At 66.1% G+C, this 26,299-nt stretch carries 26 protein-coding genes; all 26 read right to left on the reverse strand.

The window, feature by feature from the left end:
- Positions 1-32: 32 nt before the first annotated feature.
- A complete protein-coding gene (locus tag ED92_RS38475) occupies positions 33-536 on the reverse strand; it encodes a single-stranded DNA-binding protein (RefSeq protein WP_037347351.1) in 504 nt (167 codons plus the stop codon).
- A 339-nt stretch (positions 537-875) separates the two neighbouring features.
- Positions 876-1,043, reverse strand: a complete 168-nt coding sequence (locus tag ED92_RS43580) for a hypothetical protein (RefSeq protein ID WP_235213496.1) — start codon at positions 1,041-1,043, stop codon at positions 876-878.
- A 287-nt stretch (positions 1,044-1,330) separates the two neighbouring features.
- On the reverse strand, positions 1,331-2,287 hold the full coding sequence (gene dprA, locus ED92_RS38485; protein WP_081976054.1) for a DNA-processing protein DprA: 957 nt from the start codon (positions 2,285-2,287) through the stop codon (positions 1,331-1,333).
- Positions 2,288-2,382: 95 nt separating this feature from the next.
- Positions 2,383-2,766: a hypothetical protein gene (locus tag ED92_RS38490; RefSeq protein WP_152611145.1), complete on the reverse strand. Its 384-nt coding sequence runs from the start codon at positions 2,764-2,766 to the stop codon at positions 2,383-2,385.
- 191 nt (positions 2,767-2,957) lie between these two features.
- The gene (locus ED92_RS38495) at positions 2,958-4,067 is read right to left on the reverse strand and encodes a DUF4192 domain-containing protein (RefSeq protein ID WP_161791142.1); all 1,110 of its coding nucleotides are present in this window, start codon (positions 4,065-4,067) and stop codon (positions 2,958-2,960) included.
- Positions 4,068-4,270: 203 nt separating this feature from the next.
- Complete coding sequence (locus ED92_RS38500; RefSeq protein ID WP_152611146.1) at positions 4,271-5,092, reverse strand: hypothetical protein; 822 nt, start codon at positions 5,090-5,092, stop codon at positions 4,271-4,273.
- Positions 5,080-6,378, reverse strand: coding sequence for a hypothetical protein (locus ED92_RS38505; RefSeq protein WP_235213497.1), 1,299 nt, complete (start codon positions 6,376-6,378; stop codon positions 5,080-5,082). Before ED92_RS38505 ends, ED92_RS38500 begins: the two co-directional genes overlap by 13 nt.
- A 193-nt stretch (positions 6,379-6,571) precedes the next feature.
- Positions 6,572-7,315 (reverse strand): hypothetical protein, encoded by a 744-nt coding sequence (locus ED92_RS38510; RefSeq protein WP_037347357.1) that lies wholly within the window; start codon positions 7,313-7,315, stop codon positions 6,572-6,574.
- Positions 7,316-7,391: 76 nt separating this feature from the next.
- Positions 7,392-7,832, reverse strand: coding sequence for a hypothetical protein (locus ED92_RS38515; RefSeq protein ID WP_037347359.1), 441 nt, complete (start codon positions 7,830-7,832; stop codon positions 7,392-7,394).
- Positions 7,833-7,834: 2 nt separating this feature from the next.
- Positions 7,835-8,236 carry a hypothetical protein gene (locus tag ED92_RS38520; RefSeq protein WP_152611147.1) on the reverse strand — a complete coding sequence of 134 codons (402 nt, stop codon included), beginning with the start codon at positions 8,234-8,236 and terminating at the stop codon, positions 7,835-7,837.
- Positions 8,237-8,444: 208 nt separating this feature from the next.
- Positions 8,445-9,638 (reverse strand): hypothetical protein, encoded by a 1,194-nt coding sequence (locus ED92_RS38525; protein WP_152611148.1) that lies wholly within the window; start codon positions 9,636-9,638, stop codon positions 8,445-8,447.
- 142 nt (positions 9,639-9,780) lie between these two features.
- A complete protein-coding gene (locus ED92_RS38530; RefSeq protein WP_235213498.1) occupies positions 9,781-10,743 on the reverse strand; it encodes a bifunctional DNA primase/polymerase in 963 nt (320 codons plus the stop codon).
- Positions 10,740-11,681: a PP2C family serine/threonine-protein phosphatase gene (locus ED92_RS38535; protein WP_152611149.1), complete on the reverse strand. Its 942-nt coding sequence runs from the start codon at positions 11,679-11,681 to the stop codon at positions 10,740-10,742. The genes ED92_RS38530 and ED92_RS38535 overlap by 4 nt, the downstream gene beginning before the upstream one ends.
- A 113-nt stretch (positions 11,682-11,794) precedes the next feature.
- A complete protein-coding gene (locus ED92_RS38540; RefSeq protein ID WP_152611150.1) occupies positions 11,795-13,699 on the reverse strand; it encodes a hypothetical protein in 1,905 nt (634 codons plus the stop codon).
- 458 nt (positions 13,700-14,157) lie between these two features.
- Entirely contained in the window at positions 14,158-14,928 is a 771-nt protein-coding gene (locus tag ED92_RS38545; protein ID WP_037347364.1) for a hypothetical protein, read from the reverse strand.
- A complete protein-coding gene (locus ED92_RS41685; protein ID WP_037347365.1) occupies positions 14,925-15,410 on the reverse strand; it encodes a VUT family protein in 486 nt (161 codons plus the stop codon). The genes ED92_RS38545 and ED92_RS41685 overlap by 4 nt, the downstream gene beginning before the upstream one ends.
- Positions 15,411-15,594: 184 nt before the next feature.
- Positions 15,595-16,239: a hypothetical protein gene (locus ED92_RS38555; protein WP_152611151.1), complete on the reverse strand. Its 645-nt coding sequence runs from the start codon at positions 16,237-16,239 to the stop codon at positions 15,595-15,597.
- A gap of 205 nt (positions 16,240-16,444) precedes the next feature.
- The gene (locus tag ED92_RS38560; RefSeq protein ID WP_037347369.1) at positions 16,445-17,056 is read right to left on the reverse strand and encodes a hypothetical protein; all 612 of its coding nucleotides are present in this window, start codon (positions 17,054-17,056) and stop codon (positions 16,445-16,447) included.
- Positions 17,057-17,095: 39 nt separating this feature from the next.
- Positions 17,096-17,308 (reverse strand): hypothetical protein, encoded by a 213-nt coding sequence (locus tag ED92_RS38565; protein ID WP_037347370.1) that lies wholly within the window; start codon positions 17,306-17,308, stop codon positions 17,096-17,098.
- Positions 17,309-17,357: 49 nt separating this feature from the next.
- On the reverse strand, positions 17,358-18,110 hold the full coding sequence (locus tag ED92_RS38570; protein WP_235213499.1) for a hypothetical protein: 753 nt from the start codon (positions 18,108-18,110) through the stop codon (positions 17,358-17,360).
- A 108-nt stretch (positions 18,111-18,218) separates the two neighbouring features.
- Positions 18,219-18,758 (reverse strand): hypothetical protein, encoded by a 540-nt coding sequence (locus ED92_RS38575; RefSeq protein WP_037347374.1) that lies wholly within the window; start codon positions 18,756-18,758, stop codon positions 18,219-18,221.
- A 226-nt stretch (positions 18,759-18,984) separates the two neighbouring features.
- Entirely contained in the window at positions 18,985-19,548 is a 564-nt protein-coding gene (locus ED92_RS38580) for a hypothetical protein (protein WP_037347376.1), read from the reverse strand.
- Positions 19,545-20,468, reverse strand: coding sequence for a DNA processing protein DprA (locus tag ED92_RS38585; protein ID WP_052121231.1), 924 nt, complete (start codon positions 20,466-20,468; stop codon positions 19,545-19,547). Before ED92_RS38585 ends, ED92_RS38580 begins: the two co-directional genes overlap by 4 nt.
- 138 nt (positions 20,469-20,606) lie before the next feature.
- The gene (locus tag ED92_RS38590) at positions 20,607-21,713 is read right to left on the reverse strand and encodes a hypothetical protein (RefSeq protein WP_052121233.1); all 1,107 of its coding nucleotides are present in this window, start codon (positions 21,711-21,713) and stop codon (positions 20,607-20,609) included.
- 68 nt (positions 21,714-21,781) lie between these two features.
- Complete coding sequence (locus ED92_RS43865; protein WP_081976056.1) at positions 21,782-22,174, reverse strand: helix-turn-helix transcriptional regulator; 393 nt, start codon at positions 22,172-22,174, stop codon at positions 21,782-21,784.
- A gap of 2,799 nt (positions 22,175-24,973) precedes the next feature.
- Positions 24,974-26,104, reverse strand: a complete 1,131-nt coding sequence (locus tag ED92_RS38600) for an AAA family ATPase (RefSeq protein WP_037347510.1) — start codon at positions 26,102-26,104, stop codon at positions 24,974-24,976.
- Between the last annotated feature and the right edge of the window lie 195 nt (positions 26,105-26,299).

Below are 26,299 nucleotides of genomic sequence, written 5' to 3' on the forward strand. Positions count from 1 at the left end.
GGGGGAGTCCCGGCCGGGCACCTGACCCGGCTTTAGAACGGCGGCTCGCTGCCGCCACCGACACCCGCGCCGACGAGTTCCGGCTCCTGTTCCGGCGCCGGACCCCACACGTCGTCGGCGGGAGCGGCCGCGGGCGCGGTGGTCGCGGTGGTGGTCTGGGTGCTCTGCGTCCTGGTCACCTTGTTCACCTTCGCGGTCGCGTAGCGCAGGGACGGGCCGATCTCGTCGACGTCGAGTTCGACGACCGTTCGCTTCTCACCTTCGCGGGTTTCGAACGAACGCTGCTTCAACCGGCCCTGTACCACGACGCGTGCGCCGCGCGTCAGGGATTCGGCGACGTTCTCGGCGGGCTGCTGCCAGATGGTGCAGCGCAGGAAGAAAGTTTCTCCATCCTCCCATTCGCCGGTCGCGTTGTTCCGCTTGCGCGGGGTGGACGCGACCGTGAAGTTCGCGACCGCCTTCCCCATGGGAGTGAAACGCAGCTCCGGGTCGGAGGTGAGGTTTCCGATGACGGTGATGACGGGTTCGCCAGCCATGGTGTTCTCCTGGTTGTCGGTGAGTGGAACGCGGCGTAGCCCTAGCGCGCCCGGTCCGGGGGCGTTCCCGGACCGGCTCGTCCGGCTGGCGTGGACCGGCCTGATCGCGACTGGCAGCTGCGGACGGCGGGTGACGGGTCGGTTCACCCGGTCGGACCGGGCCGGAACTCCGGGAACGACGTCCCCCGGTCCGGGGGTGCTTGACTTTGTGCGGTCCACACATCGACAGCCAGGGGACGCCAGACCAACGATGTGGGTGGGCTGGGCGGGGACGCCCATCGGGCGTCCCCGCCCAGCCCGTGTCGAGTCGCCGCGTGTTCGTGACGTTGGGCCAGTCGTTCAGTGTCGGGCGCGCAAAAAGTCAAGCCACTGTTCGACCTCGTACCGGACATACGGCTCATGCATAGGGCGGGACCCGGTGTCGAGGTGGTGGCGCTGGGCGAGGACGAGGTTGGTGCCGACGTTGATGGAATCGGCGAGCCGGAGATGCAGCTTCGCCCATTCCATGCAGCGTTCGTACGCGTCTCCGATCGCGCCCGGAGACCCCTTGATGCGCTGATGGAGTGCCCTAGCCTGGGCGAAGAGCTCTTCGGCAGCCGCGCAGTGTTCGGCTGCGCTTTGCGGTGTTGAGGCGCCCAGGGAGCCGAGTCCGGGCGGGCCCTGAGGTTCATCGCGTGGACTCAAGACATCTCCATGTTTGACAGGTGGCGAAGTCTGAAATGGTTAATCGTGGGCGGAAATCCCAGTGATAGCAGTGCGACAATTGCCGGTATCCGCGAAGGTAATTTCGGAACCTAGGTGTTCGACTGAGCGTCGTCCGCGGCGGCCAACTTCGAGGAAGCGTTTTCGGAGAGTCCGGCGGTCGCGAGGATCTCGTCGACCGAAGTCACCAGCGTGGCCTCGCCTTCGCGGATCAGCGCGTGGCAGCCGGCGGACATCCCCGACGAGACCGGCCCCGGCATGGCCATCACGACCTTGCCCAGGGCCCCGGCCGTGGTCGCGGTGTTCCGCGCCCCGCTGCGCCTGCCCGCCTCGACCACGATAGCCGCGGACGTGAGGGCAGCGAGAATCCTGTTCCGAACGAGGAATCGATGCCTCGCGGGCAAAGTGCCCGGCGGGTACTCACTGACGAGTGCGCCGCTGTCCCCGATGGAGCGCAACAGGGTCGCGTGCCCTGCCGGATACGCCACGTCGATCCCGCAGGGCAGCACCGCGACCGTCGTCCCGTCCGCGCTCAACGCACCCCTGTGGGTCGCGCCGTCGATCCCGTACGCCGCGCCGGAGAACACCGGCACGCCCCGGCCGGCCAGGTGGTATCCCAGTTCGGCCGCGTTGTGCTCGCCGTACGCGGTCGCCGCACGGGCGCCGACGATCGCGATCGCCTGGTCCACCGCCTCGTCGAGCCTGGCCGGACCGCGTACCCACAGCGCCAGCGGAGGCGCGAGAGCGGCTTCACCGCCGGACCGGCTGGTCGCGAGGGAAACCAGTTGCCGCGCGGGCCATTCATGGTCTTCGGGGATGACGAGCCTGGTCGCGTCGACAGCGGCTCGCTCGAGATCGCGCCGGGCGTGGTCGTGGTCGCGGCGCCCGGCCGTCTCCTCCAGGACTGCCCGCGGGCAGTCGGCGCTTTTGACCCGGTCCGCGGCCTCAACGGGCCCGTACTCGCTGACCAAAGCCAGCAACGCGGGTGCGGGCGGTTCCGCCACCCGTATCAGGTAAGCGCGTGCGATCCTCTCGTCGTCGAAAGTCATCTTGGCCACCTTTCTGCTCTGTCAGGCGGAAATCAGTGCTGGGATCGACGGAGACACAGCTGTTGTGCAGGTGCCTCACCGCCGACGTGGCGGTGTTAGTGCTTGCTGGTTACGGCGTGGCGCCAGCTGTCCGGGAGCGGGCCTCCGCGGGAGAGGATGTTGTCGAGAGCGGAGATCGACTCGCGTAGTTGCGCGAGGGCCGAACTCCGCATCTCTTCTCCCTCGTGCTCGTCACCTTCGTCTTCCGCGTTGTCGAGCACGTCGGCGCCGTCATCGTACGACAGGAGTGCGTTACGGATTTCTGTCAGGAGCACGGACGGATCACCGGACATGGCGGCTCCAAGCGCGGGCGGGTCGATGAACCCGTCGGCTGTCCAGCCTTGCTGGTCGGGTTCCCGCTGGCCACTGGTTGCTTGTGTCTCAAGGACGACTCGCCGCTGGTGCAGAGCGGAGTAGCGGCCCGCGGCCGCGTCGCGCATCGCGTGCGTCTGGTAATAGAACCACGTTCTCCTGCCAGCCGTTAGGTAGCCGAACCGGAACTTGCAGGACAGACCACACTCCATACTGGACTCTTCTCTTCGTGACAAGGAGCGCGCGGGAAGCCTGAGACCGATTACGAACGCGCGGATTACGGACCATTTAGAGGGACTACGGCATCCGTAGTGGCTGATCAGTCACGGCTGGTTCGATCGACGGTCTCGTCGAGGCTGGTCGCAGCTCCGCGCGGTTCAGCCACGCAGGGCCCTTCTGCTGACCCGAAAGCGTCGAGGTCGGCGCGAGTTTGAGCGCCTGCGTTCCTCACCACCGCCTTCAGTTCGTCCGGGTGCAGCTGGAGGTCGAGAACTTCACGGAGAAGACTCAGCAGCGGCAGGCGAGCGGTGCCTGCGTCGGCGGCGATCCTGGCGGTGGCGCCTCCGCCCAGCATGTAGGCGTGCAGACCGGCTATCGCAGTGAGGTTGCTCGCGCACGGCTCGGGGGCGAACCGCCACAGATGGGTTGTCAGGGCCTCAACGCCGTGCAGGAGCTGTGTCGACCTGTCATCGAACAGTGCGCTGCGGAACGGTTCGCAGCTGAAGGTGGCGATCAGGTCGGCGATCTCGTGGTCCTCTGCCGGCAGGGTGGCAGCCGCCGCAGCGGTGATCGCGTTCTCGGCGCGGGCGAGTCGTTCGCGCGCGATGTCGGGCTTTGCCCGGTCGGCGCGAGATTGTTCGAGAGCGGAGACGATCAGCGGCACCAGGCGAGCCCGAACACCAGCATCGGCGGGCGTGAAGGCGGCCGCGAGGTCGTCACGAGAGCGCGCTGTGACCAGACCTTCGGCAACGGCGGTGGCGGCGAGTGGCGTGGCGAACGGGTCGGGAAGCCGCCCGGCTCGTTCCTCGACCAGATAGGACTGCCACGTGGCGCCTGCGGTGAAGTCGGGAACATGCGCGATCTCGTCGACGCGCAGGCCGTGCTGCTGGATCGCGCGGGTGAGAGCGAGTAGTCCCGTTCGATAGGGCAGTGCGGAACCATTCCCGGGCGATGGTGGGCACACGGCGAGGCCGACGACACCGGCCATCGGACGGTCCAGCACGCGCTGGGTCAGCTGACGTACGAGCGCGACGGGATCCCGACCGACATCGTCGAGTGCGGTCCGCGTCACCACCTCGGCGCGGTTGGGGCGCAGCGGGTCGTTGCCGATGAAGATGAGCACCAGAGACTTATCGGGGACGAAGCCGAGGAGGTGCGGGATCGCCGCGAACACGTCGCTGGTGGATTCTAGTCTGACACTGGGACGCACGATGACAGTCCTTTCTGGACAGTAAAGGTCGAAGGGAATGGGTGTGTTGCCACTGTGGACGGTCCGCGGTGCGCTGGCGGTAGCTAGCACGACGGAGCCATGACGACGCTGGGTTGACCATGACACGGCTCGGGTAGCGATCTCCCGGTCGGCGGCGCGCGAGAGCCGAGCGAGAAAGCGCAGGCGCTGGTTGTGGCCGTGGATCAGGTGGTGGCGTATCCATCGGGAAGCGGGCACGGGCAGTAGCGAATGTCTGAGCCGCATTCATCGCATGGAGCGCTCAGAAGCACGCGATAGCAGCCTCGGCCGCAGTCTCCTTCGTCGGCGCCGCATACAGGGCACGATCCGCAGGCGAGGCAGAGGCCTGATTCGGGGTCGATGCTGTCGGCGATGCCGCAACACGCGCAGCCTTCGTCGAGTCCCCACCACGAGGCGTGCCCCGGCGATGAATAGGAACGGTAGTCTTCGAAGTCGTAGTTGGAGTACCAGGTGCCGCCATCCCAGACGCCTGCGAGTTCGTTGAAGATGTAGCCGTTCTGTCGATAGCGTGGATCGATGGTGAGAATGACGACTTTGTTGAAGCGTCCGAGCCATCGTTCGATGTGCGTGCGGGATTTCGGATCGTCGAAGGACGAGAACAGTGCGCTAGAGAAGATCTCGTCTGCGGCGATGCGCGTATCCGAGCGGTCGTCGCCCCTGACCGGCTGTGCCCCGGCGGGAAGAACCCCGTTGTGCGCCAACAGGGTCCGCTCGTCCGCACCTACGGGAAACGGGTGATTGTTGGAGATATTGACCGACCCGTGTGTGGCGAACCGGCTATGGAACAGGGCGGGACCTTCGGGATGGAGGCGGCGAAGGGCGGCGAACTCGTCGATGACGGCCGAGGCCTGCATGCCACGGCCCGAGAAGATGCGCCCGTCAGCGACGATGGCGTAGCCGTGACCATGGTCGTTGAGGCTCGCTCCGTTACCGAGAGCGTCGACGTCGGGCTGGATGCCCTCGGGAAGGTAGGTCAGCATGCACATGCGAGGCTCTCCAGTTCGCGGGTCAGCGGCGAGTACTTCGGTCGCGTCAGGAGCCATCGAGTGAAGCTGTCCCAGTTCCAGGCTCCACGCTGAGCGAGGTCGGAGATAGTCAGGTCGCGTGTGTAGCTGACGGACGCGTCCGCGAACGCGAGAGCGGCCTGGACCTCGCCGGCATAGAGGCTGGAGGCGAAGACGCGCAGTTCGAGCGTGTCTTCCGGTTGCGTGTTGATGGCGAGGGATCGCGGGGGAATCCGCTCGCCTTTGCAGGTCTCCTTGACCAAGACGCGCTCACGGTCGTTGAACGCGGCGTAGCTGGAGTGCCTCCTGGCAAGCCGTTGGACATCGGAAGCGTTGCGGTAGATGAACTTCATCCACCGGTATATGTGAAAAGAGTCGGCGAAGGCGGCACGGCTGATGTGGACGTGCAGGCCGATACCGTCTCCAGTGCAACCTTTGGCTTGCAGGTCGGCGAGGAGCTGCCAGGGGAATGAGTCGAGCGCCCACCGATAGGACATTGGGTGCGTGACGAGTTCGAAGCCGCGGGCGATGGATCCGTCCTCTTTGAGGTATCCGAGTTCGCCGAGCGCTCCGATCGCGCCGTCGACGCAGCTGGCGAGTTCGCCTCGGGGTACGTTGATCTCCAGCTCCATGCCGAGGTAGCGCGGGCCGATCCCGTGGAAGATCGGCTCGGGTTTGAAGTCGTAGCTATGAATTGAGTCGTAGGCCGCATTGTCGATGTGGGTGACGCAGTAGTCGCCGTGGTTGATGAGCCTTTCGCAGCTCCGGCACTCGTAATAGCCGTGATCGCGACCGCAGGGATAGCAGAAGGCTTGCGTGATGTCGCTGTTTTCAGCGGCCGTGTTGTACTCGTCGAACAGACTGCAGTTATCGCACAGGTGATAGGCCTCCACGCAAACGCCGCACAGTTCGCGGTCGTTTGTTGCGTGGAAGGCTGTCTCGCCGGTACGGCGACTACGGCAGTCGTCGCAGACGAACGAGGCCGGCTGCGGGGCGGAATGAACGTTGCACGTGTCACCGTCGGCGATGAGTGTCGGGCAGTCGACGCAGGGATAGAGGCCGATGGAGTTGGCGCACGTGACACACACGTCGCCGTGATCGTCCGAGGGCAACGCGGATGCGGTAGGCAGGTCGCAGCCGTCGCAGGACGGCATGGCTTCGACACAGGTACTGCATGCCTTCTGCCCGGCGGCGGTACGGTGCCGCTGCGAGGTGGGGATGGAACAGCAATCGCATCGCAGAGTGAGCTGATCGGCGGAAAGTGTCAACGTTCTTTCCCTTCGGACATAGGAAAATGCCCTCGCGGGCTGAGTCCGCGAGGGCAGAGGTGAATGATGTGAACGAAAGTTCGGATGCGAATGTGGTCACGGCGGCTAGGCGCGGGAGTAGGCCACTGCCCGGCACTAGGTGTGGCCGCGCCGTATCGGCGGAGGTACGCGAGCTTGTCGGCCGGGACCGGGCCTATACGGATTCCCAGGCCCAGCCTCGCCATCCGATGGCGTAGCGGCCATCCCGTCCGGGTTTGACGTGGTCGGGGTGATATCCCGCCATAGCGGCGGAGTTGCTTTCGACGACGATGAGGGTGTCGCCTTCCCAGTAGGTTCGGGCGTAAGCGTCGTCGAGTGTCAGGTGGGCATAGTTCAGCCAGGCACCGATGATTTTCGCGATCTCCGGCCGGAAGTACGGTACTTCGGCGCCGTTCCAGTCCTCGTCGTCCACGACCGCGGGGAATCCGATCCGGGAGTCCGCGAGCGTGACCAGTACCTCTCCTGGTCCCGGGCGTAAGTTCGACGGCTTGACGAGTTTGCGGTTGATCGACTTGATTGTCGCGGCCGTCGTTGTCGGTACCGACAGTTGCAGGAACCAGGTCCTGTCACCACTGAGTTCGTAGAGGCCGTCGTCGTCAGGCAGAATCGTGAGAGTGCGCTCCCAGCGGGAGCTGGTTGTGTGGATGGTCAGACGCTGGTCTTTCCAGTGGTGTATGTCGGCGGGTTGCAGCTGTATCCCCATGTCGATTTGAGGGTTGCGGGCGATCCAGTGCTGGATCGCGGGGATGACTTCGGCGCGCAGACGTACTTGTGCTCCCAAGCGCGAGGTCGTCAGCGGGACGACGTCGACGCGGGCGGGGAAGCTGGGATGGTCGTCGGGGTTGATGCCGTCGGCGACGAATTCGACGTAGTGTTCGCCGGGAATTGCGTGCAGCATGGCGATGCTCCAAAAGTTCGCGGTTCCGAGACTGGCTTGCCTGCATGCGGGATCGGGCGGTGCGGGCGGTTGCCGGTCAGGTATCGCGCCCAGCTAGGAGTGCTTCGCGCGCGAGGCGGGCGATCGCCTGTGCCGGAGGGCGTGTGAGGCCTCTGCGTGAGACGGGAATCAGCCCGTTGACCGCGAGGGACCATCGCCCGACGACGGTGCCTGTGTGTGCGGATTCGCTGCGGTAGATGACGATCGTGTCGTTCCCGCGCTGCGGACGGGCACGTGCTGTGATTCGCAGGCCGATGAAGTCCCGGGTCCGTCGCCCGGTGAGTTCTTGGTAGAGCACTGAGATCGGTGACGCGTGGAGTTCGTGGCACAGGTGATGAAGGATTCCTCGTGCGAGCGACCACGCTGCTGGGTCGGCGGGGCTCCATCCGCGCGGGATGTTGCTGTCGACGGTGACCGGCAGGTTGTACGGCGGCAGCGCGTCGAGGTGCGCCCAGCCGCCAGCGTTGGGGTCACCCATGGTCAGACCACCTTCGGTTCGAGGACCACGGTGATGGCGTTGGTCAGCAGGGAACGCGCCTCGTCGCGAAGCATCGCTTGTGTCGCGGGCCGATAGTGGTCGAGGCCGCCGTAGAGCGGTCCGCATGCGGCGAGCACGGCGGCGTCGGTGCAGTGTCCCTGTGCGGTGAGGTCGGGGTACGCGGCGTCGATGACGCGGAAGGCGTCGGTGAGTCCGTGAACGTGCACGGACCGATGGATCTGCGCGATGAGTGCGGCTTTGAATGCCTTGGGGGGCTGAGGCTTCGCCTGAGCAGTTGCGGGCGGGTCGGTGAGCGGAGTCGCGTTGAGTTCGATCATGAGCAGGCGGCAGGCGTGATCGAACGCGTCATCGTCGGATGCTCCGGCGAGTGTTGCTGTAGTCACGATGGCTCCTCCGGGTCGTGCGGGTGAACGCGGCCCGGTAGCACACCGGGGCCCGGGCGCCCCCTGTGCCCAGGTGCCGCGTCCGCGGGATGTCGGGCGCTCGGGCCCCGGTGTGCTTTGATGCGGCGATGTCGCCTGCACGGCGTCGGAGGACTAGCTGAACTCCTGGTTCTGGTCTTCCCAACCCCTGCTGTGGCTTGCTGCGGTACTAGCGCTGATCTCCGCCGCCATCGCTCAGCGCCGGCAGCGGTAGACCGCACACGGAGCAGGCCGCGCCGGGCGTGCCGCTGTGGGAGGCGACTCCTCGGTCGAAAGGCTCGGTGGGGCATCCGCGTTCGAGTGCCTCGGTGAGAGCGGCTGTTCGATCGGCAGGAAGACACGTTGCGCAGTGGCCGTAGGTGTCGGCGACTTCACCGCGGATCCGGACGGAGCATTTCCGGCAGGACAGACCGGCCTGTTTGAGAGCGAGTTCGAAGTCGATTCCGTGACCGTCTTGTTGGCGTTGTTCGATGTGGAGGGGAAAGTCTTGGATCTCCTGGGTACTGGTGAAGCGGTGCCATTCCGCTTCGGTGAGCTCGCCGACGCTGAGGTGGTGCCTGGCAATCCACCAGTGCTCTTCGGTCCACATGAACAAGGGGATCCCGTAGCGGTTTGCGATGTACCTGATCGCTTTGGCGGCGTCGAGGTGGGTGAGTGTCTCGACGGCGTTGAGGTGGAGGTCAGTGAGGGTGGTCGGCAGGTCGGGGTTGGCGATGTCGAGGGCGGTGATCAGTGTCTGCTGCCGGAGAATGGTGTCCTCTTCGGCGAGGGCGTTTTGCAGATCTCGCAGGATCGGCCAGTAGCCGTCGTCGTCCTCGATCTTCCTGTTCGTCCAGTCGGTGAGGTTGTCGATGGTCGTTGTTCCGCAGCGGTCGGCGAGAACGGCGTGCGTGGCGACGGCCTGGGCGTGGTCCAGGACGGCGGCCAGGGTGAGGAGTGCGCGGCCACACCGTGTCGCGAGGGCCGGCGTCAGCTCCCAGGTTGTGTTCTCGGTGTCGAGAGTGGCGTCGAAGGGCGCGTGGTAGTGCAGGTCCAGGCCGGTTTCGAGTGTCCATGTGGATGTGGTGGCGTTGTGGCTGGTGGGTTCGAGCAGTTCGACGGACAGGGTGGGTGGCAGGGATTGCTGGGTGTGGAATTGCCGGGCGTAGCCGAGGAGTTGTGCGGCCGTGTCGCGGGCGGTGTGGCTGTCGTAGGTGACGGGCAGGCTGATGTCGTTGGCTCGGACCAGTTCGACGTACGGGTGCAGTTTCGTGGGCGGAAGTTGTTCGCGCCTGAGAAGTAGCCCGTTGGGCGCGAGGGAGTAGCGGGCTGTGGCCAAGGGCTTGGGGTGTATCTCGGTTGTCCGACTGTCGTGTGTGGACATAGCTCTCCTCTGTGGAAGTGGTTCCGGCGCGCGTGCCGGAGCAGATGGCCGAGTCACGTCGGCAAGGAGGCATGAGGAGGAACGGCGCGCCTCCGTTGGCGTGTGAGAGGTTTGGACCGCCGGGGTCGGACTGGACGGGGTGTCAGTGCCGCGGCGTGTAGGGGCGGTCGCTGAGTACGCGTCGGGTACGGCGGCCTTTGGCGATGCCGTCGCGGATGGTGGTCGTGAGTTCATGCCAGCTGAAGTCGTCGACGCCGAGGTGGCGACGGGCCGCTTCGGTGAGGTGGTGGGTGATCGCGTGGTCGGTGATCCAGCCGTTGGCGAGCAGTTCACCGAGCGCGGCTGCTGCCGCGTAGAGGGTGATGTGGCGCTGTCCCTTCTCGGCGGTAGCGACGTTGCGCGACTCGGCGGAGACGGCGGCGTTGACGTAGGCGATCACCCGCCTGCTGGTTTCCGGGAGCACCGGCGCGTGCAGTGGATGCGGTGGTGGCGGTGGTGGTGTGAGAGCGGCAACGAGCCAGCCGGGGAGTTCGGCGATGGGGAGGTCTCGGACGATGGTGTAAGGGACCCCGTTGCGGCCGATGGAGCCTGGGGCGGTGACCGCGGCGCCGGGGCCTCGGGTGTCGGCGCGCCAGCCGAGGCCGCGTCCGCGGTCACCGACCGTGCTTCGAAGCGTGGCTCCTCGCGGGCGCCGGAAGTACCGGTGCTCGCCGCGCGGGGTTGCGACGATGAGTGTGTCGACGGGATCGCGTTGGCGGGCACGTGCGGCGAGTAGGGCGATGACGTCGCGACCGTGCGCGACGCCGAGGTTCGCCCACTGGTCGGGGACGGGTCCGTGCGCCGCGTCGAGGTCGAGCACCAGCAGGCCGGAGGGGCCGCACGCGATCCCGACGTTGCTGTCGGGAAAGCGGGTCCACCAGCGGTGGATCGTGTCGGGGTCCAGGGTCGCGCGCTGTTCCCATCGCCTGATTGCTGGTCGTTTGCTTCTCGGTGCCTGTGGGAAGACCCGCCAGCCGCGTTGAATGGCGTCGAGCGCGGAGTCGTGAAGTGACAGAGCCGCAGGAAGAACCAGAGCGCTGGATTCGGGTGTGGTTATCACGGTCACGGGTAGATGTCCTCGGGCGCGGGGTCGATGACCATGGCGGTGGCGTTGTCGGTGCCGCCGAAGTACCTGGCGGCGATGGTGAGCTTGTGTGCGCAGCTTCGTGAGTCGGTGAAGGTCCGGGCCGCGCGGGCGATGGAGCGCAGCGGGACCGGTTTGTGGATGCCGTCGCTGGTGAGGATGAGGCGCTGCCGGGGCCGGCGGGTAATGGTGTGGCCGACGGTCGTCGCGGTGGCGGTGCCGACCGAGGTGGTGACGATGTGATCGGATCGCCGCGCGTAGGCCTCGAGTTCGTCGGGCCGGTCTTGGTAGGAGCCGGCCAGGGCGGTGCGCAGTTCCTGCCCGCGGGTGTGGTCGACGGTCAGCTGTACGCACTGGTCGGTGTCGGCGCGGTACTCGTAGGCGCGGCAGTCGCCTACCCAGGCGATATCCCAGCCAGCACCGTCCCCGGCCGACAGTGGCGAGGCCACGACCATGACGGTGTCCTCGTCGGGGAGACCGGGGAGGGCGTCCGTGGCGGCGAGCAGTCCGGCGACAGCTCCGTCGCGGGCTGCGACTCGTGCGGCGGTCGCGGCCGCACGGGCCGCGGCCTCGGCGGGCAGCGGGTGATCACCGATGCCGTCGGCTAGCGCCCATGCGTGGTCCTCGCTGTTGAGGGAGACGTGCACAGCGGTCGCGTCCGCTTGGTAGCGGCGGCTGCTGATGCGGGATGCCCAGCCGGGGTAGAAGACGTCGGTGTAGGCGGTGCGGCGGTGCCGACGGGCCAGGACTCGCGCGTCGTGCAGTGATTCGGCGCAGTCGGTCCAGCCGCAGCGGCAGACCGCGTGCGCCCAGGGCGGGCCCGCTGGTAGTTCGGTGTGCGGCCAGGCCGGATGATGCTGGGCGGAGAACGCCGACGTCGGATGGGCTTGCCGTGGGGAAGTTGTTCGAGGGGAGTGCATGACGGGCTCCGTTCGGCGATCTGCGGCGATGGGCAGAGGTGGGCAGGCCGAAGCGGGGTGTGGACGCGAGGACGTCCACACCCCGCAGGAAACGCGGCGACGAGAGGAGGCCGCTACGCGGCAGCCTCACGGTCGGTGGACGCCGGGTCCTCCGTGGACGGGGCCAGAGACGAATCAGCGACGTCGCCGGACAGCTCGACCGCGGACGGGTCGACGACCTCGTCGTCGGGATCGCCGTCCTCGGCGTCGTCATCGTCACCACCGGCGGCGGCACTGGTGGCGTCGGAGTCCTCGCCATCCCGGCCGTCGGCGACGTCCTCGGATTCGGGGTCGGGACCGATCTGCTCCGTGATGACGTCCTCTACCCGCTGGGGCTCCAGGACCCTCAGCTCGATCGAGGAGGGCTCGTAGCCCCAGCCCATCAGCGCGGTCAGGTACTCCTGGTTCTCCGGGTACGGGGTACGCCACGCATCGCGGTGCAGTTCTTCCTCCATCGCGCAGAGCGTGAGGAACACGTCGTAGCGGGTCGCCTTCGCCGCCTTCGCCGTGCTGACCAGCTCGGCCAGCGGCCTCCGGCCGGAGTCGCCGGTGTTCAGCAGCGTGTTCGCCAGCTTGTGGTTGCGCTCCATCGCGCGGCGCAGAGCGCGCCCGCCCTTAAGTTTCTGCGTCGCCAGGAACACCTGGGCGCCCTTGAGCGCCGCGGACTTCGAGGCGAACGCTGCCAGCCACTCGTGGCGCCTCTCAATGGCGCCGTCCCACTCCACGTTGCTGTCCCGGACCCAGCGGAACCTGACGGAATTGGCGCGACGCTGCCACTCGGCGGCGGCGTGAGCGGCTCGCGCCGCGTCAAAAGCCGCGGCGTCGTCTTCGTTCTCGCCCTCGTCGTCGGTGTCGTACGGGGTGAAGTCGGAACGCCCGGCGGGCGCGTTGGACAGGGCGTGGTCGTGCTCCAGGAAGTCCGCGCAGCCGTACCGCGCGGCGATGACGGTGCGCCCGTCCCGGTAGTCCTCGTACAGCCAGGCGGCGTGTCCCGGGCAATTGCTGTGCTGCTCGACGGTGATCTCGCTGCCGGGCTCGCTGTCGGGAGTGAGGCGGAGACGGTCGAGCGACCGCGCCGGCCCGGTGTCCGCGTCGAGCGTGTCGTCGAGGATCGTGACCTTCGCGTCGGTCAGCTCACGGGTGAGCTGCTCGGTCTGGGCCCGGACATGCTCGGCTTCGGCGTGCTTGCGGCGCTGGACGTCGGCGAATACCCGGAAGTTGTTCGGCTCGGCGACGGCGAGCCGGATGAGTTCCTTCGCAGTGTCGATCTCGCCAAGGGCGTCGAACTCCGCGACGACGGCGGCCTGATCGAGAGTGAGGTCGTAGCGGTCGGCCGCGGCGCGGGCCAAGTTGCTGGCGCCGGCCTGAAGGACGTTCTCGACGTACTTCTTGCCGCCTTTGCGACGGCCGAGCTTCTGGGCGATGGTCGTGGACTTGAGGTCGAATGCGGCCAGCTGCTGGAAGGCGCTGTACCTGTCGCCGAGTGTTAGTCCCTCCCGGAGGTCGTTCTCGTTAAGCTGGCCGATGATGCGGTCGATGGTGGCCTCGCGCTCGTCATCGGAGGGCGGCGCCTGCATCCACACAGGAACCTTGCAGCCGGCCTCCCGGGCGTTGAGCACCCGGCGCTGGCCCATCGTGATGATCACCCTGCCGTCGTCGTCGCGGTAGCCCTTGACGGCCATGTCGACGCCCCGCTGCCTCATGTCCTGGACAGTGGTGGGGTCGGTGTCGGCGTTCTCGGTCCGGACGTTGACGCCGATGACCACGTCGTCCGGATCGCAAAAGACGATGGTGTCGTACTCGGCCTCCCGCTCCGCGCGCCGGACGCGCAGCTCGTCCTCCGTCAGCGCGTCGGTGGAAGCGGACTCGTCGACGTCGACGGTCTCGGGAGCGACGACGTCTCCGGTGGTGATCACGGGTTCGTCGGCCTGACCGTTGTCCTCGGCGCGCTGGGCCGGGATTTCCACAGTGCTGGTCACTGGGGCTCCTTCACAGAATCCGGCCGGCGACCGCACACAGCGGCCACCGGCTACTCACCCGCGGTCTCTGCCCTGATCCGTACTGGTGAGGATCGGGACGCGGGTGTCCCGGTCGGGACGCACTCGATCCAGCGGCGCCGCCTGCCGCGGGCGGACGCCCGCCTTCCTGCGAAAGATGCCGCTCCAGCGGAAAGCGCGGGCTTCCGCCCGTGCCAGGCGCCGCTAGAGTGCGGCGTTCCGACCGGGAGCACCGGCGTGCCGGACACAGCGGCCCACTCCGCCTGCCCTTCTCGTAGTTCGTCGGTACCGTGGTTGGTTCCGGCCGAAACGTGAGCGCCTGATCCTCGCGGAGCTCCGGCGCGCTGCCGGGGTCTGCTGCAGAAGCAAAAGCAGGCCGCGTTGCCCCCTCACGGGATCGCCGACACAGGCCAGGTAGGTCTTGGACAGGCTTCTCGTCGCTAGCGCGGACGGCACGGCCGCGGAGGGTTCTCGCCCGGATTGAGCTTTGTCTGGATCCTCTGGTACCAATCCAGCGCGAAGTGCAGGCAGTTGGACTCCGTGCGATGACTCGGACCACAACCGGGGACGTACCGGCCTCGCCTGCTCCACGCCATCGAGTCGGAGCTGGTAAGCGCAGTGGCGTAGCGGGTAAGCCCGGTGATCTTGATGCCGAAGCCGTGCAGATTAAGTCGTCGTGCGGCGAAGGTGCGCACGACGCGTTCGACATCGGCGCTGCTCTGGCGCCGACACACCGAGCCGATTCCCACCAGCGGCTCGGCTGCCAGCGCGACACCGGCCCGCTCGTAGAGGTCGGCGCATCGCTGGTAGTCCGATGGCGTCCAACCTTGCAGTGTGGGAAGCCAAGGTAGTTCGGGGGCGAGTTCGCGTAGACGAACGAAGTTGTCCACCGTGCGACGCTGATGCTCGCGGACTGTCAGGCCGGTCCGCCGGAGGATGTGGTGTTCACACATCCAGTCCTGGGCCGCGGCCCAGCTGAGCATGCCGATCTCGTCCGCGTAGCGGCGGACGGCCCGGACGTAGTTCTTGGGGCTGATGTGCCAACGCCCGTGCAGTTGCAGTTCGGTGAAGCCACCGGAGTCGAGCGCCCACTCGGTGACGGCGCGCGGCAGTGTGCGGCGATGGCCGAGGCGGCGGTGAGACACCAGCAGAGGGACGTCCGGCACGCGGGTGAGCCAGATGGGCTGATGCGCGCCGAGGTAGAACTTCACGACGGCGCCGGTCTGCGGCGCGCGAGGGAGAGCAGGGCGACCGCAGGGACGGTGGTGCCGACCTTCCCGACGAGTTGTCCGCAGAGCTGGTCGAGTGATCCGAAGGCCAGCGGAAGGAACAGCACGGTGTCGACAAGCAGGCCGGTCGCATTCGACAAACCCACAGCTGCGAGCTGGTTCCGTCGCCGAAGCGGGGTGTAGACGGCGAGATCGGCGAGTTCGGAGACGGCGAAGGCCGCGGCGCTGGCCAAGGCCACGCGTGGTTCCGTAGTCAGACTGGATAGCGCCGCGCCGAGGGCTACGGCGAGCAGCGTTGTACGGGCACCGACGGCGTCCTGCAATAGATCCCGCATGGTGAAGACGAGTCCGGCCGCTAGTGCACCGGCGGGTATCCGCAGGCCTGCGATCGTGACCGCGGGCCAGAGGGAGGTGGCCCAGTTCGAGATGGCGATCGTCACCACGTACCCGGCGAACAGAACCATGCAGGCAAAGGTGAACTTCGCGCTTCTGACGCCGCGGTCGCTGCGACGTCGCGTGGACACAGGCGGGGCACCACTGTGGCAGGGGTGGCGGGACGAGAGCGGCGGCAGATCGGAAGGCCTGCTCTGTGACGTTGTCGGTTGAAGGCGGGGGACCGGCGGGGGCGGGGAAACCGGGGCCCGAGCGTTAACCGGCGACGGCTGCCGTGGCGTGGTCACCGGCAGCCTTCGAGGCCTGTGTGGCGAGCAGGTCGGCGAGGGCTAGAGCGATGTCGGGGCGGGTGTCGATGCTCCACCTGACGACGTGTTCGCCCTTGCGCCACAGTGGTTGGATGACCTGAGCTGTCGCGAACAGTGGCTGCCCGAATTTTCCGATCCCGGTGGACTTCCCGTTCGGCTTGATGTCTGTTCCCAGCTTGAGTGCGACTGATTCGAGGACGCTGTGCAGATCGGTGGCGTCGCGGCGGCGACGGTCGGCGAGGTCGCGCGTGTCGTCGAAGAAGCGGATCACCTTGGGCACGAGGCGGCGTCGCAGATCCATTCCGACGTTGTACGCCGGTCGTGCCGGGGAAACGGTGACGAGGGGGCGGACCGTTCCTGTGGGCTGGTGTGCGCGCAGGTCGCTGGACAGCCAGGTCTCGAACACGAGCCGTTGTCCGCTGGATCGTTGTTCGAGAGAGATAGCGACGGAGCCGCCTTCCGGTCCTGACAGCGTGGCGAGCTCGCCGGTGCTGTGTGGAGGCGCGATGTGCCAGGGCGGTCCCAATACCTGGGAGACGTCGCGCAGATACTCGATGAGTGCGATGGCGCTACTACCGTGTCGATTGTTCATGTTTCGTCCTTCGGTGGCTGTAGTGGCGATAGCGACTGCTATCGGGTAGCCGGTAGATGATGTGCGGCGGCTCTCAGGAGCAGGTCCCGCGTACATGGATCGTTGTCAGGTAGTCGGTCCTGACTCGATTCGAGGTGGTGTCCCGTCGCCCCAGCAGCATTGCTGTGGGCGAGCGAACGCCGACTGCCAGGTCCGCGGAAGACGGCTAGCCAGGCTCGGCCGTCGACTTATCGGATACCTGAGGAATATCGCCGCCTCGGGAGAGCGCATAGATCGTCTCCGCGAGGCTGAAGGCCAGTTCTTTGGTGGTGTGAATCGTCCACTCCACCTGGGAGTTGGACAGGACGCGTAGTTGGCCGCCGATCGGCATCGAATAGCGTCCGCCTCCGAAGTCCATCGAGTCCTGGCCGTGCGTGAAGTGATGGGTCTTCGGCAGGATGCCGAGCAAGGTCGTGATGGTGTGCGATTTCTCGGCCTCGCGGAGTTCGTGGCGCACTTTCGCCTCAGTCGCGTGGAGCATGCCTTCGCGGTACGCGGGAAGCAGGCGCCGGGTGATGTCAGCGGCGATCCGTGCGGCGGTCTTGTCTGGGCTGACGGTGATGAGGTGTCGCGGTTCGTTGTGACGCGTGAACTGGTAGGGGAGAGGGCCGTAGATCTCGACTCGATTCCGTGTCGGTGTCGTGGTTCCCGGCCGGATCTGCAGCCTTTCTCCGTTGGGACCGTGCAGGTACGCGTCGGTTCCGTTATCGTGCAAGCCTTTTCCTGCTTTCCAGTTTCCTTCCAGGTGCTGTGCGATGTCGCGGGCCAGGGTGATCATGTCAGTCATCGTTTCCTCTTGTCGGGTCGGGATTTCGTGTCAGGAGGTGAGGGTGACAACGAGGTCCATCGCGCCGTCCGCGTCACGCCTTACGTTCAGCAGGGTTGTCGTGCCCTGGCGGAGTGTGCACAGGTAGTGGTCGTCGTCCGGGACGATGTCGAGGTCGAAGAGGCCTCCAGCGGTGAGGTTCTGCCGGGTCCAGGTGTCGTTCTTGTGGGTGAATCCGTTGGCGCGCAGGAGAACGTCGAGCATGGTGGGAGCTCCAGACGAGCGGAAGGGTGGCCGCAGCTGCTGGCGGAGACTACGTGGGTTGGGTGTTGGTAGCGCCGGGAGTCGCGGTGTCGCGGGCACGCGCGCGGCGTTGGGCGCGCGCAGCGTCGACGCTGGCCTGCCAGTCGCTCCAACGGCGACCGGCCTGCCTGGCTTTGAAGTGCGCGATGTTGTTGGCCGGGATGCCGACCGGTGCGGGACCGATGACGGCACGTAGGTCCGATTCGGACTGCGAGTGCCAGCCGGCCTCGTCGATGGCGGCCTCGTCGGCGAACACGTCGGCTACCCGGTCGAGGTCGGGATCCAGGCTGTGGTCCTGGGTGCCGCCGTAGGAGTAGACCCACCAGAAGTTCCGGGGTGAACGTGGCTCGACCAGTTCCCGGAACATCGCTACTTCCTTGGTGTAGGCGTAGAAGCGAGTTCGGGGGCGTGCAGCCATTACTTCGAGCCAGGCTGTGAGGTAGGCGCGGGAGAAGAAGTCTCCGCTGTCGTGGATTCTCACCCACGCGTCGGTAAACTTGTTGTGGGACAGTTCTTTCTGCATCGCCGTGATCCAGCCGGGAAGATCGTCCAGAACTAAAGCGAGGTTCTTCTGATGGCGTGCTTTGACGTTCGGGAAGAGGTAGGTTCCGTTGCGGGCGTAGCATGCTTGCGCGCATACGCCCGCTGAAGGGCAGGTGTTGTAGTTCCGGCCATCGGGGAGCTTCCCCGCGAAGGCGGGAAGTGACCAGTTCCAGATTCCGAGCTTCTTCAGTTCGCTGTTCTGCCGCAGCAACGTCATCATGACCTCCGTCCTCATGCGACTCGATGCATGGGGAGGCCACACCAAGATCCTTCAATTCCACCGTACACCGATCTCGCGAGCAGCGGATGCCGTGCAGCCTGCCGGTGGTTATGCCTCGTCTGCAGAAGCTTCGCCGTGTGCGATGCTAGCGATCTGGTCACCTGCCAAGTCGAAGACGGCGGCGGTGGTGTCCTCGCCCAGTTCTTGGGTCAGGCGGGTCACGCTGAGGCGCACAATCCCGAGGGCGCGCTCGTGGTCGGTGCGCAGATGGATGACTACGGTCGGCTTCTCCGGGCCCGGCACCTTGAGCGCTCGTGCGAGCCAGGTGGGAGCATGGAGGGCCTGGGCGGCGGTCGTCTCATCGGAGTCGATGTCGATGCCGAACTCGGCGAACCAGAGGTTGAGTGTTTCCATGACGTCTCCGCCGCTCCAGCCAGTCCCCTTGTCGAGCCGCTTGAGGCGCGCGAACAAGTCCAGGACGGTGGCGGAAAGAGCGAGTCCGTCGATATCGGACGACACGGAGCCTGACCTCGCGGCGGATGCCTGGCCGTTTTCCGCCTGGCTGGCGTGGTTGCCGGCGAGTTCGTCGTAGATCGGGGTGGCGAGGTCTTCGCTCGGAGTGGTCACGTCGCGCTCGTGGTTGTTCATGGGGTGACTCCAATCTGGGTTGATGGGGTTGAGCTGGCGATGGGTGAGGCTGTCGGCGACGACGGTTGTGGGGTGCTCGGGTAAGGCCGTGAATCTGGGCGGGGGAGAACTCCGCGGCGGCCGATCCCTGCGCGGCATCGGCGAGCTGGGCGGAATGAGTGCGGCTGTGAGACGCCGCGGGAACCGGGACCAGAAGCATGGGCCGGTTGAGGTGAGTGCACGGCCGTTAGGCTTGGAGCGGCAGGAGGCGGGGAATCTGGCCGTGTCGCTCCTCGTACGCTGAGAGGCGCGCGACCGCAGCCTCCCAGTCGTTAGCGCGTTCGGACTGGTGCACTTCGACGAAGACGTAGGACTGGTCGTTGCGGAGCTCTGGGCACACGGTGCGCGCCAGGTGCATGCACCGTCGGTGCATGGCGCCGCCTGCCGCGACCTCACCTTGCGAGACGGCGATCCATGCGCTCGGGTTGGAAGCGAGGGAGCAGCCGCACACCTGGCACAGCCAGCACTGATCGGCTTCGTCGAGCCTGCCTGAGTTGAGTGCGGCCCACGCGACGCGATCACCGATGATGGGGGCCAGCCATGGAACTGGGCGTCCGTCGATGTTCTGTCTAGGCCAGCCGCGGGCGGGCTGGCCCTCTTGGCTCACGACGGATCCGGCCGAGATGCCGTCGTACGCGCATCCTGCGTTGAGGCAGTACACGTATTTCGTGTCGTAGAAGTCGGCGTCGTACTGGAGTGTCAGCGGGCTATGACAATCAGGACAGGTCGGGAACGGAGCCTTGACGGTCATGATTCCGGCGTCTTGTCCGGCGCTGGGCGCTTGTGTTGAGCCAGCGCCGGAACACACTCGAGGACGTCGTCGGCGTCGGAGATCAACGTGGCGCGCCCCGTGCGGATCAGGTCGTGGGACTTCCGGAACAGCAAGGTGGTGACGGGGCCGGGAAACGCCACGACGGGGCGACCGTTGACTTCGGCCTGCTCGACTACGGCCATGGCGGCATCGCTGGACCCGGGCTCGATGACGACGCACGCGGTGGTCAGAGCGGCCAGGAGGCGGTTGTGGGCGCCGACATGCGACGCTGGGGGAATCGTCAGTGGATTGTGCTCACTGACCACGAGGGTGTCCGGAGAGCGGCCAAGGACGAAGGTTTCGTGGTGAGCGGGGTAATCATTACGGATCCCGCTTCCGAGGACGGCGACCGAGGGTCCCCGGGCGTTGTGAGCTCCGCGGAGGGCCAGGCTGGCGATACCGGAGGTGCCGCCGCTCCATACCGTGATTCCGTGCCTGGACAGGCCCGCGGCGATGTCCATCGCGTAGATCTCGCCGTAGGTGGTTGGGCGACGAGTGCCGACGATCGCGACTGAACGCCGGGCAAGTTCATCCAGGCTCCCGCGGCCGTTGATCCAGAGGGCGAGCGGCGGGCAGAAGGTGGATGTGTGGACCAGCTGCTCAGCCGGCCATTCGTCGTCGAGCGGGGTGACAAGGCGATGGCCGTGCAGCGCGGCGGCCGCGACGGCGTCGCGTGCGGCGCCGTCGTGGTCGCCTGGCCGCTGCTCGGCCAGCACCGCGAGGGGTGCGCGGTCGGCGGAGATACGCCGGACTGCTTCGATGGGGCCGATCTCCCGGACGAACCTGGCGGTAGCGTGCGCGGGCGGCGCCGCCGATGAGAGCAGGTATGCGTAGGCATGGCGAAGCGTCGCGGGACGCATGGTGCACTCCTTTCGAGAAAGGGTGTGAGTGGGGTTCAGCGCGCGCGGTGACAGGTCGCGGTGGGAGGCTGGGAGACGCGAGCCATCGCGGTGAATGCGGGCGGCCGGAGGGCGCTGAGCATCGTTGACCTGGTCGGTTCAGGGCAGGTCGAACAAGGTCTCCCCTGTGAAAGCCGCCCAGTGTTTGGCAAAGCTTCGGCGTTCTTTGTCCGCGGTTCCGGCGAGAGTCGCGCCGATGAAGTGTTCGGTGCGCGGGTAGGGGCCGTCCGTAGCTTGCCGGCGAATCCAGACTCGGCCGGTTTCGTCGGGAGCACCGATGTTGTCGCGTATCCATGCGAGTGCTTCGTGCCGGGTCCCGGTGAATCTCGCGCGCGTCGAGCGCCAGCCAGGCCCCTTCTTGTTCGGGTTCGCCGCTCGCGGGAAGAACAGACGCCGGACTTCGTAGACACTCCACTGTGAACGGTCGAGCTGTTGCTCGAACCGTGCCAGAGCGACGAGGTTGTCGTCTTCAACGAGGCGGTCGTAGAGACTGTGGCGGCCGAACATGCGGCTGCGGGGATTGAAGAACAGCGCGCGGAACTCGGTGAGCAGCGCCTCGACCGCCCTGTTGGGAAAGAGTCGCATCCGGTCTTTGAGGTCGGGAAGTGAGGCTTGTGAGCCGGCGAAAGGGCAGAACGAGCACGCGGACTTCTTCCACGTGACACGGAAGGCCTTGTGTAGGCGGGCGAGGCATCGGGTGCGGGACCAGTCCCAGTCGATGAGTGGATGGAACGGCTTGCGTGTCTGGGTGGCGTAGACGTCGTCCTTGTCGGCGCGGCCGGTTTCGTCGCGGTTGTAGCCGATCGCGTGCCGGTACTCGCGGTCGGGAAACGCGGTGAGGATGAAGCGGTCGAGTACGAAGCCCTTGAATTGGAGCGAACAGCGGCGGTCCGAGAGCTGGGGAGTGATGCCGTTGACCGCGTTGTGTTGCGCCAGCGTCCACGGACCCTTGCTGTGCATGGCTTTGGGACGTCGTGTGTCATTAAGGATTTCGATGCCGTCAGACTCGGCCGGGCCACGGCGCGACAACTGCACCAGGCGTACACCTCGGTCGCGCAGCAGCGGCAGGATGAAGCGCTCGGAGTCGCGGAGTGTGTCGTTGAACTCCGAACCGACGACCGCGTGAAGCACCACCATGTTCGCCGGGTCTATCCCGTGTACTTCCGGCTCCGACAGGACTTCGGTCAGGTAGGCGGAGCTTTCCACACCCGCTCCCCACGACACGATGTCGAGTGGCGGACCGGGGGAGGGTAGCGGGAACAGCGTCGCGGCTGTCATAGCCGGCGCTGGTTTGTCGGCCGGGGTCGCCGCGTGGTGTCCGATGTGGCCGCGCGTTTCCTGGCAGGCGGAGCGTTCGCGGGTAGCACCGCAGCGGCGGGATGGTCTGGCGGGATCTGCACCGTGAGGTCCGGTGCGGGCGGCTTCAGCGGGGACGTGGCTTGCTCGTCGGTTCGGGGAAGCCCCTGGAAGATGCCGACGTGGTAGGCGATCGCCACGGCGTGCGCGCGATTGCGGGCTTTGAGCTTGTACAGAATGCTCTTCACGTGGGTGCGGATGGTCTCGGTGGAGCGAAAGGTCTTGTCGGCGATTTCACGGTTCTCGAGGCCCCGGGCGATGTGCTGGAGGACTTCCAGTTCGGTCGGTGAAAGAGGCATTCTGTTCCGCATCGGTTAGCCCTTCGCTGGAGGGGCTGGCTGGTCGTCGCGGCGCGGTGCGACGACCAGCCAGCCGAGCCGGGGCGCGGCACGTGAGGGGGGACGTGCGCGGCTCGGGACCCGGCTCATTCGGGTGGCTTCGATTGGGGTTGTCGGTTCGTGTGGACGAGTTGCGGTGAGCGGTGCGGCTCGGTCAGCGTGGCCCGGGCCAGGAACAGGGTGAGGACCGATCTATCGGCGAGAATTCTTGTGTCCTGTCCGTGGGGTTCGGATCGTGTGACGGGACCCCAGCGCGCCGCTGCGACACCACGGAAACCGCCTTGGTGGGTGTGCGAGGTGGACGAAGCGGTCTCTAAGCAGGCGCACCCGCGGCGGCCTGTCGACGTCAATGGCTTGATACTCCGCGGCCGGCCGCCGCGGGTGGGTCTGCTTGAATGCCGTGTCCACCTCGTACACACACGAGGCGTTAATCCTGCTCATCGATCTATTTGCGGCATACGCGAGCTGCCCGAGGTTTCAAAAGTTGTTGCGCGCGAAGCCAAACAGAGTCCGGTTGGGCTCAGAAATGCGATGCCCAGCAGCTGAGGAGGTTGGTGGACTCGGCGCTAGGGTCGGGCGACGGCGAGTCGGCGGCGTCGGTCTCGTGGCAGTTCGACGAGACCTAGGACCCGCATATAGCGGGCAAGATCGCCATCGCCTTCGTCGACCGGCGCGCTGGGACGAACTCCGGCCATGCCGGCCTCCGCGCGTAGTTGCTGCAAGGGAAGTGGCGATGTCCGGCCGCGGTGCCGACCTTTGAGGATCGCGACGTCGCCATGTTCAGCTCGGAACCGATGCTCCTGCTGCTCGTACCACTGAAAGCGGTCGGGGAACTCGCGCAATCCGGTGCCAGTGCGCCTGCCCTGCACGGACGCACAGGCCACCGCAGTTGTTGTGTGAGAAGCCGAGGCGGTACAGCCGAGGCGGTGTCAGCCCGCTCGCCCGGCACCAGGCGAGAAGGTCGTCTTTGGTGACAGATGTGTGGTGTAGCAACGGGAATTCGACGCGCCTGGGCTTCCAGCCGGCCGCGATCCCGGGAACCCGGCGGCGTTCGGATGGCTCGAGTCCCACGTAAAGGACAGTGTTCGCCGGATCGGGTTGGTCGTCGAGCCATCGCCTACACCGAAGTTGTTTCAGGGTACGGGAGCACGGCGCGATCCGAGCATTTCCGAGAAACCGGCCGGACCTGAACAGCTCGAAGGGGGTGCGGCCGTCGCAAACCCGAGTGATGGGAATCCCCGGCCTCGCTACAGCATCGGCATTAACCTGTACAGATCGCTGTCCTCAATCAACACATCAGCAAAGAGCAGTGTGACCTCGTCGTCGAGGTGTTATCTCACTGCGAGTTCGGCCGTTGCCCAGGAGCCGATGCCGCCTGACCACTGGATGACTCGATGCATAGGACAGTCGTATTTCGTGGATGTACTAATAGTAGTCACATGGTTACTTTAGGTGGTATATCAACAAATCGTCTGGGAAAGTTGACGCTCTGGCGAGTTGTAGGCACACTGGGCTTAGAAGGTCGTTACGGAGTTACCCGTTCGGGACGGTGCTCCAGGCCTTCGAAGCGGCGCCTCCTCTACCCCCTGGTGGGCGCCGTAGTCCGGGAGACGGTTCCAGGGGAGGGCGCCGTCTCCCGGGCTCCCTCATGTTATTTCAGGTGGCGTCGGCGCGTTGTGTGACCGACAAAGCGGTCATTGCCTGGTTTGTGTCGTCGTCGGTCCTCCCCGTATTCAGTCGTCTCTTGGGAGGAATTGCTATGGGCAACGGTTCTCGTAATCTGCGAGCTGCGCGGTTTATCGCGACACTCTCGGCGGCGGGAGCGCTGGCGTGCGCAGTTACGTCAGTCGCCACGCCAGTAGCGGCGGCAGCGGAGAAGCCTGTCAGTGTGGCCGCGGCGTCGGATTCTTCGGCAGCGGTCAGTGTAAAGCCGGCGAGGCCTCTGGCAGCCGAAACGAAGGTCGCTGGTGCGCAGTCGCTCTACCAATGCATCACACGGGACAACACGCCATTGTGGTGGCACGGCGCGATCTTGAGGTGGTCCAATGCCGGGCAGGGGCTCTATGACGTGATGGACTTCGGCGGGCAGCGGATCTGGGCCAGGCTCTGGGGCGGTGGCGGGACCTCATACCAGATCGACCGATGGAACGTCGGTTGGTGCGGCTGACTGACCATTCCGCATGTTCCGAATTTTGCCGCTGACAGGTGTCAGGTTGCCCGCCGAAGAGCTGGAGGGGAGCCAGGCACTGTGAGTGGCTATGACCGCCGTACATTTCTACTGGTCTCCCGAGCCTCCTGGGGAGAACCTCATATGCCCACGTGGGTACTCATCCGCGTCACCGATCTGCCTGATGATCCCGCCGATTCAGGGTTCCTTGAGGTGTCAGCGGGACGGGAAAGTGGACATCCAGAACATCGGAGGGAACACGATCCGGTGGCCCGAATCGGCGCGCATATCGCGACGCCCCATGAGCCGCTGCCGCCCGGCCTGGGCGGCTGCTCCACGCTGGTCGAGTCGTAGGCGGTAACCCCGCTTCGTGACCACCGCCGTACCGCAGCGCCGCCGGGTTGCCGCCTACGACTCGATCTGGAGACTGTGTCAGCGAGCTGGGCGGCGGCACCGGCTGCCTGGGGCTGGTTACCTTACCTAGCGATATGTTCGGTAGGTGGCCGGGTGAGACCGGCGGCGGTCGCGGCTAGGATCTCGCTGCGGCGGGCGTCAGCGATGTGGATGTTCATCCAGCCTTCGTGTGCGACAAGCCTGCGTGGTCCTCACTGGGGATCAAGAACGCTGCCCATCGGTCCTGGTCGTCCGCCGATGATGTTCTTCTCCCAGAGTTCACCGAGCGAGTACTCGCCGAGCCAGGGTTGCAGAGCGGCCTTGTTGGGCCGGGTGAATACAGAATCGCCGTTCCACTGCTCGACGACGATCAGGTCGTCGGCGCAGAACTGGTTCATCAGCGTTACCGACTGCGTTGCTATTAGGACCTGACTACGGGTCGAGGCGGATCGCAGCATGTCCGCTAGCTGAACGATGGTCATCGGATGCAACCCGAGTTCGGGTTCGTCGAGCACCACGAGCGCGGGAAGCTCCGGCTGGAGCAACAGCGTGGCCAGGCAGACGAAACGCAGGGTTCCGTCGGACATCTGGTTCGCCGAGAAAACCGTCTCCGAGCCCTGCCGATGCCAACGAAGCAAAATGCGATCGGTGCTGTCGGGTTGGAGGACGAAGTCGCGAAAGAACGGGGCGACCAGCCTGATGGCACCGACGATCCGGCGATACGCCGCCTTGTCCGCCCGGTCCTCGCTGACTTGGAGCCGCAGCAGGACCGCGGCGATGTTCCCCGCGTCCGCACGGAGAGCGAGGTCGTCCGCCGTCGGAGAAAGGCGTTTCACCGGCGCGTCGACGCTGGTGTCGTGGAAGTGATAGACGCGGCAGCCCTGAAGCAACTCGGTGATGTGCGAAGCCACCGAGTTGCTTCCGCGTTCCTCCACGACGTCGTTGAGGCGGCTTTCCCGGTGCCCGCGTCCGATCGATTTCGTCCAAGGCTGTTCATGGCCCGGGCCGTGGTACGAAATCACCTCTTCGTCGAAGATCAGTTCTTCGCCCGGTGCCGCCACCAGATGGGCCTGGTAGCTGTTGGGCGGTGCCTCCAGTTTGAGGCTGATCCGCAGGGTGTCGGCGGCATCGTTGATCAGCACTGACGCGCCACCGTTGCGTCCCACGAACAGGTTCAGCAGATCTTCGCTGATCCTGCCCAGCAGCTCGAAGGCCTGGACGAAGTTGCTCTTGCCCGCGCCGTTCGCGCCGATGAGCACGTTCATCGCGCCCAGTTCGACGCGCGCCGAACGGATCGAGGTGAATCCCTCGATCTCGATCGACGTCAACCGCTGCCGGGTCACGTGCACAGCTTAGGCAGAGTAGTCATCGCCGAGGTCAGGTGCCAGCCGAACTGGGGACGGGTGACTGGGCGTCGAGGGGCTCCTGGGCCGAGGGGCGTCACATCGGTCACGTGGCGCAGTGATGCTGTGCCACTGGCGCTTTGGTGGGGGCGGGGCGCCGTCCTATGGGGGGGTGGGTCGTGCGGGGTTCAGGGC

It is taken from the genome of Amycolatopsis sp. MJM2582, assembly GCF_000754115.1.
GTDB lineage: Bacteria > Actinomycetota > Actinomycetes > Mycobacteriales > Pseudonocardiaceae > Amycolatopsis > Amycolatopsis japonica.

Excerpts from the sequence above, each read along its gene's own strand:
- ED92_RS38560 (WP_037347369.1), bottom strand. The coding sequence starts at position 17,056 with ATGATCACCCTGGCCCGCGACATCGCACAGCACCTGGAAGGAAACTGG.
- ED92_RS38570 (WP_235213499.1), bottom strand. The coding sequence starts at position 18,110 with ATGATGACGTTGCTGCGGCAGAACAGCGAACTGAAGAAGCTCGGAATC.
- ED92_RS38585 (WP_052121231.1), bottom strand. The coding sequence starts at position 20,468 with ATGCGTCCCGCGACGCTTCGCCATGCCTACGCATACCTGCTCTCATCG.
- ED92_RS38515 (WP_037347359.1), bottom strand. The coding sequence starts at position 7,832 with ATGGGTGACCCCAACGCTGGCGGCTGGGCGCACCTCGACGCGCTGCCG.
- ED92_RS38490 (WP_152611145.1), bottom strand. The coding sequence starts at position 2,766 with ATGCGCGACGCGGCCGCGGGCCGCTACTCCGCTCTGCACCAGCGGCGA.
- ED92_RS38525 (WP_152611148.1), bottom strand. The coding sequence starts at position 9,638 with ATGTCCACACACGACAGTCGGACAACCGAGATACACCCCAAGCCCTTG.
- ED92_RS38565 (WP_037347370.1), bottom strand. The coding sequence starts at position 17,308 with ATGCTCGACGTTCTCCTGCGCGCCAACGGATTCACCCACAAGAACGAC.
- dprA (WP_081976054.1), bottom strand. The coding sequence starts at position 2,287 with ATGACTTTCGACGACGAGAGGATCGCACGCGCTTACCTGATACGGGTG.
- ED92_RS38475 (WP_037347351.1), bottom strand. The coding sequence starts at position 536 with ATGGCTGGCGAACCCGTCATCACCGTCATCGGAAACCTCACCTCCGAC.
- ED92_RS38510 (WP_037347357.1), bottom strand. The coding sequence starts at position 7,315 with ATGCTGCACGCAATTCCCGGCGAACACTACGTCGAATTCGTCGCCGAC.
- ED92_RS38580 (WP_037347376.1), bottom strand. The coding sequence starts at position 19,548 with ATGACCGTCAAGGCTCCGTTCCCGACCTGTCCTGATTGTCATAGCCCG.
- ED92_RS43580 (WP_235213496.1), bottom strand. The coding sequence starts at position 1,043 with ATGGAATGGGCGAAGCTGCATCTCCGGCTCGCCGATTCCATCAACGTC.
- ED92_RS38555 (WP_152611151.1), bottom strand. The coding sequence starts at position 16,239 with ATGAACAATCGACACGGTAGTAGCGCCATCGCACTCATCGAGTATCTG.
- ED92_RS38500 (WP_152611146.1), bottom strand. The coding sequence starts at position 5,092 with ATGTGCATGCTGACCTACCTTCCCGAGGGCATCCAGCCCGACGTCGAC.
- ED92_RS43865 (WP_081976056.1), bottom strand. The coding sequence starts at position 22,174 with ATGCGGAACAGAATGCCTCTTTCACCGACCGAACTGGAAGTCCTCCAG.
- ED92_RS38535 (WP_152611149.1), bottom strand. The coding sequence starts at position 11,681 with ATGCACTCCCCTCGAACAACTTCCCCACGGCAAGCCCATCCGACGTCG.
- ED92_RS41685 (WP_037347365.1), bottom strand. The coding sequence starts at position 15,410 with ATGGTTCTGTTCGCCGGGTACGTGGTGACGATCGCCATCTCGAACTGG.
- ED92_RS38575 (WP_037347374.1), bottom strand. The coding sequence starts at position 18,758 with ATGAACAACCACGAGCGCGACGTGACCACTCCGAGCGAAGACCTCGCC.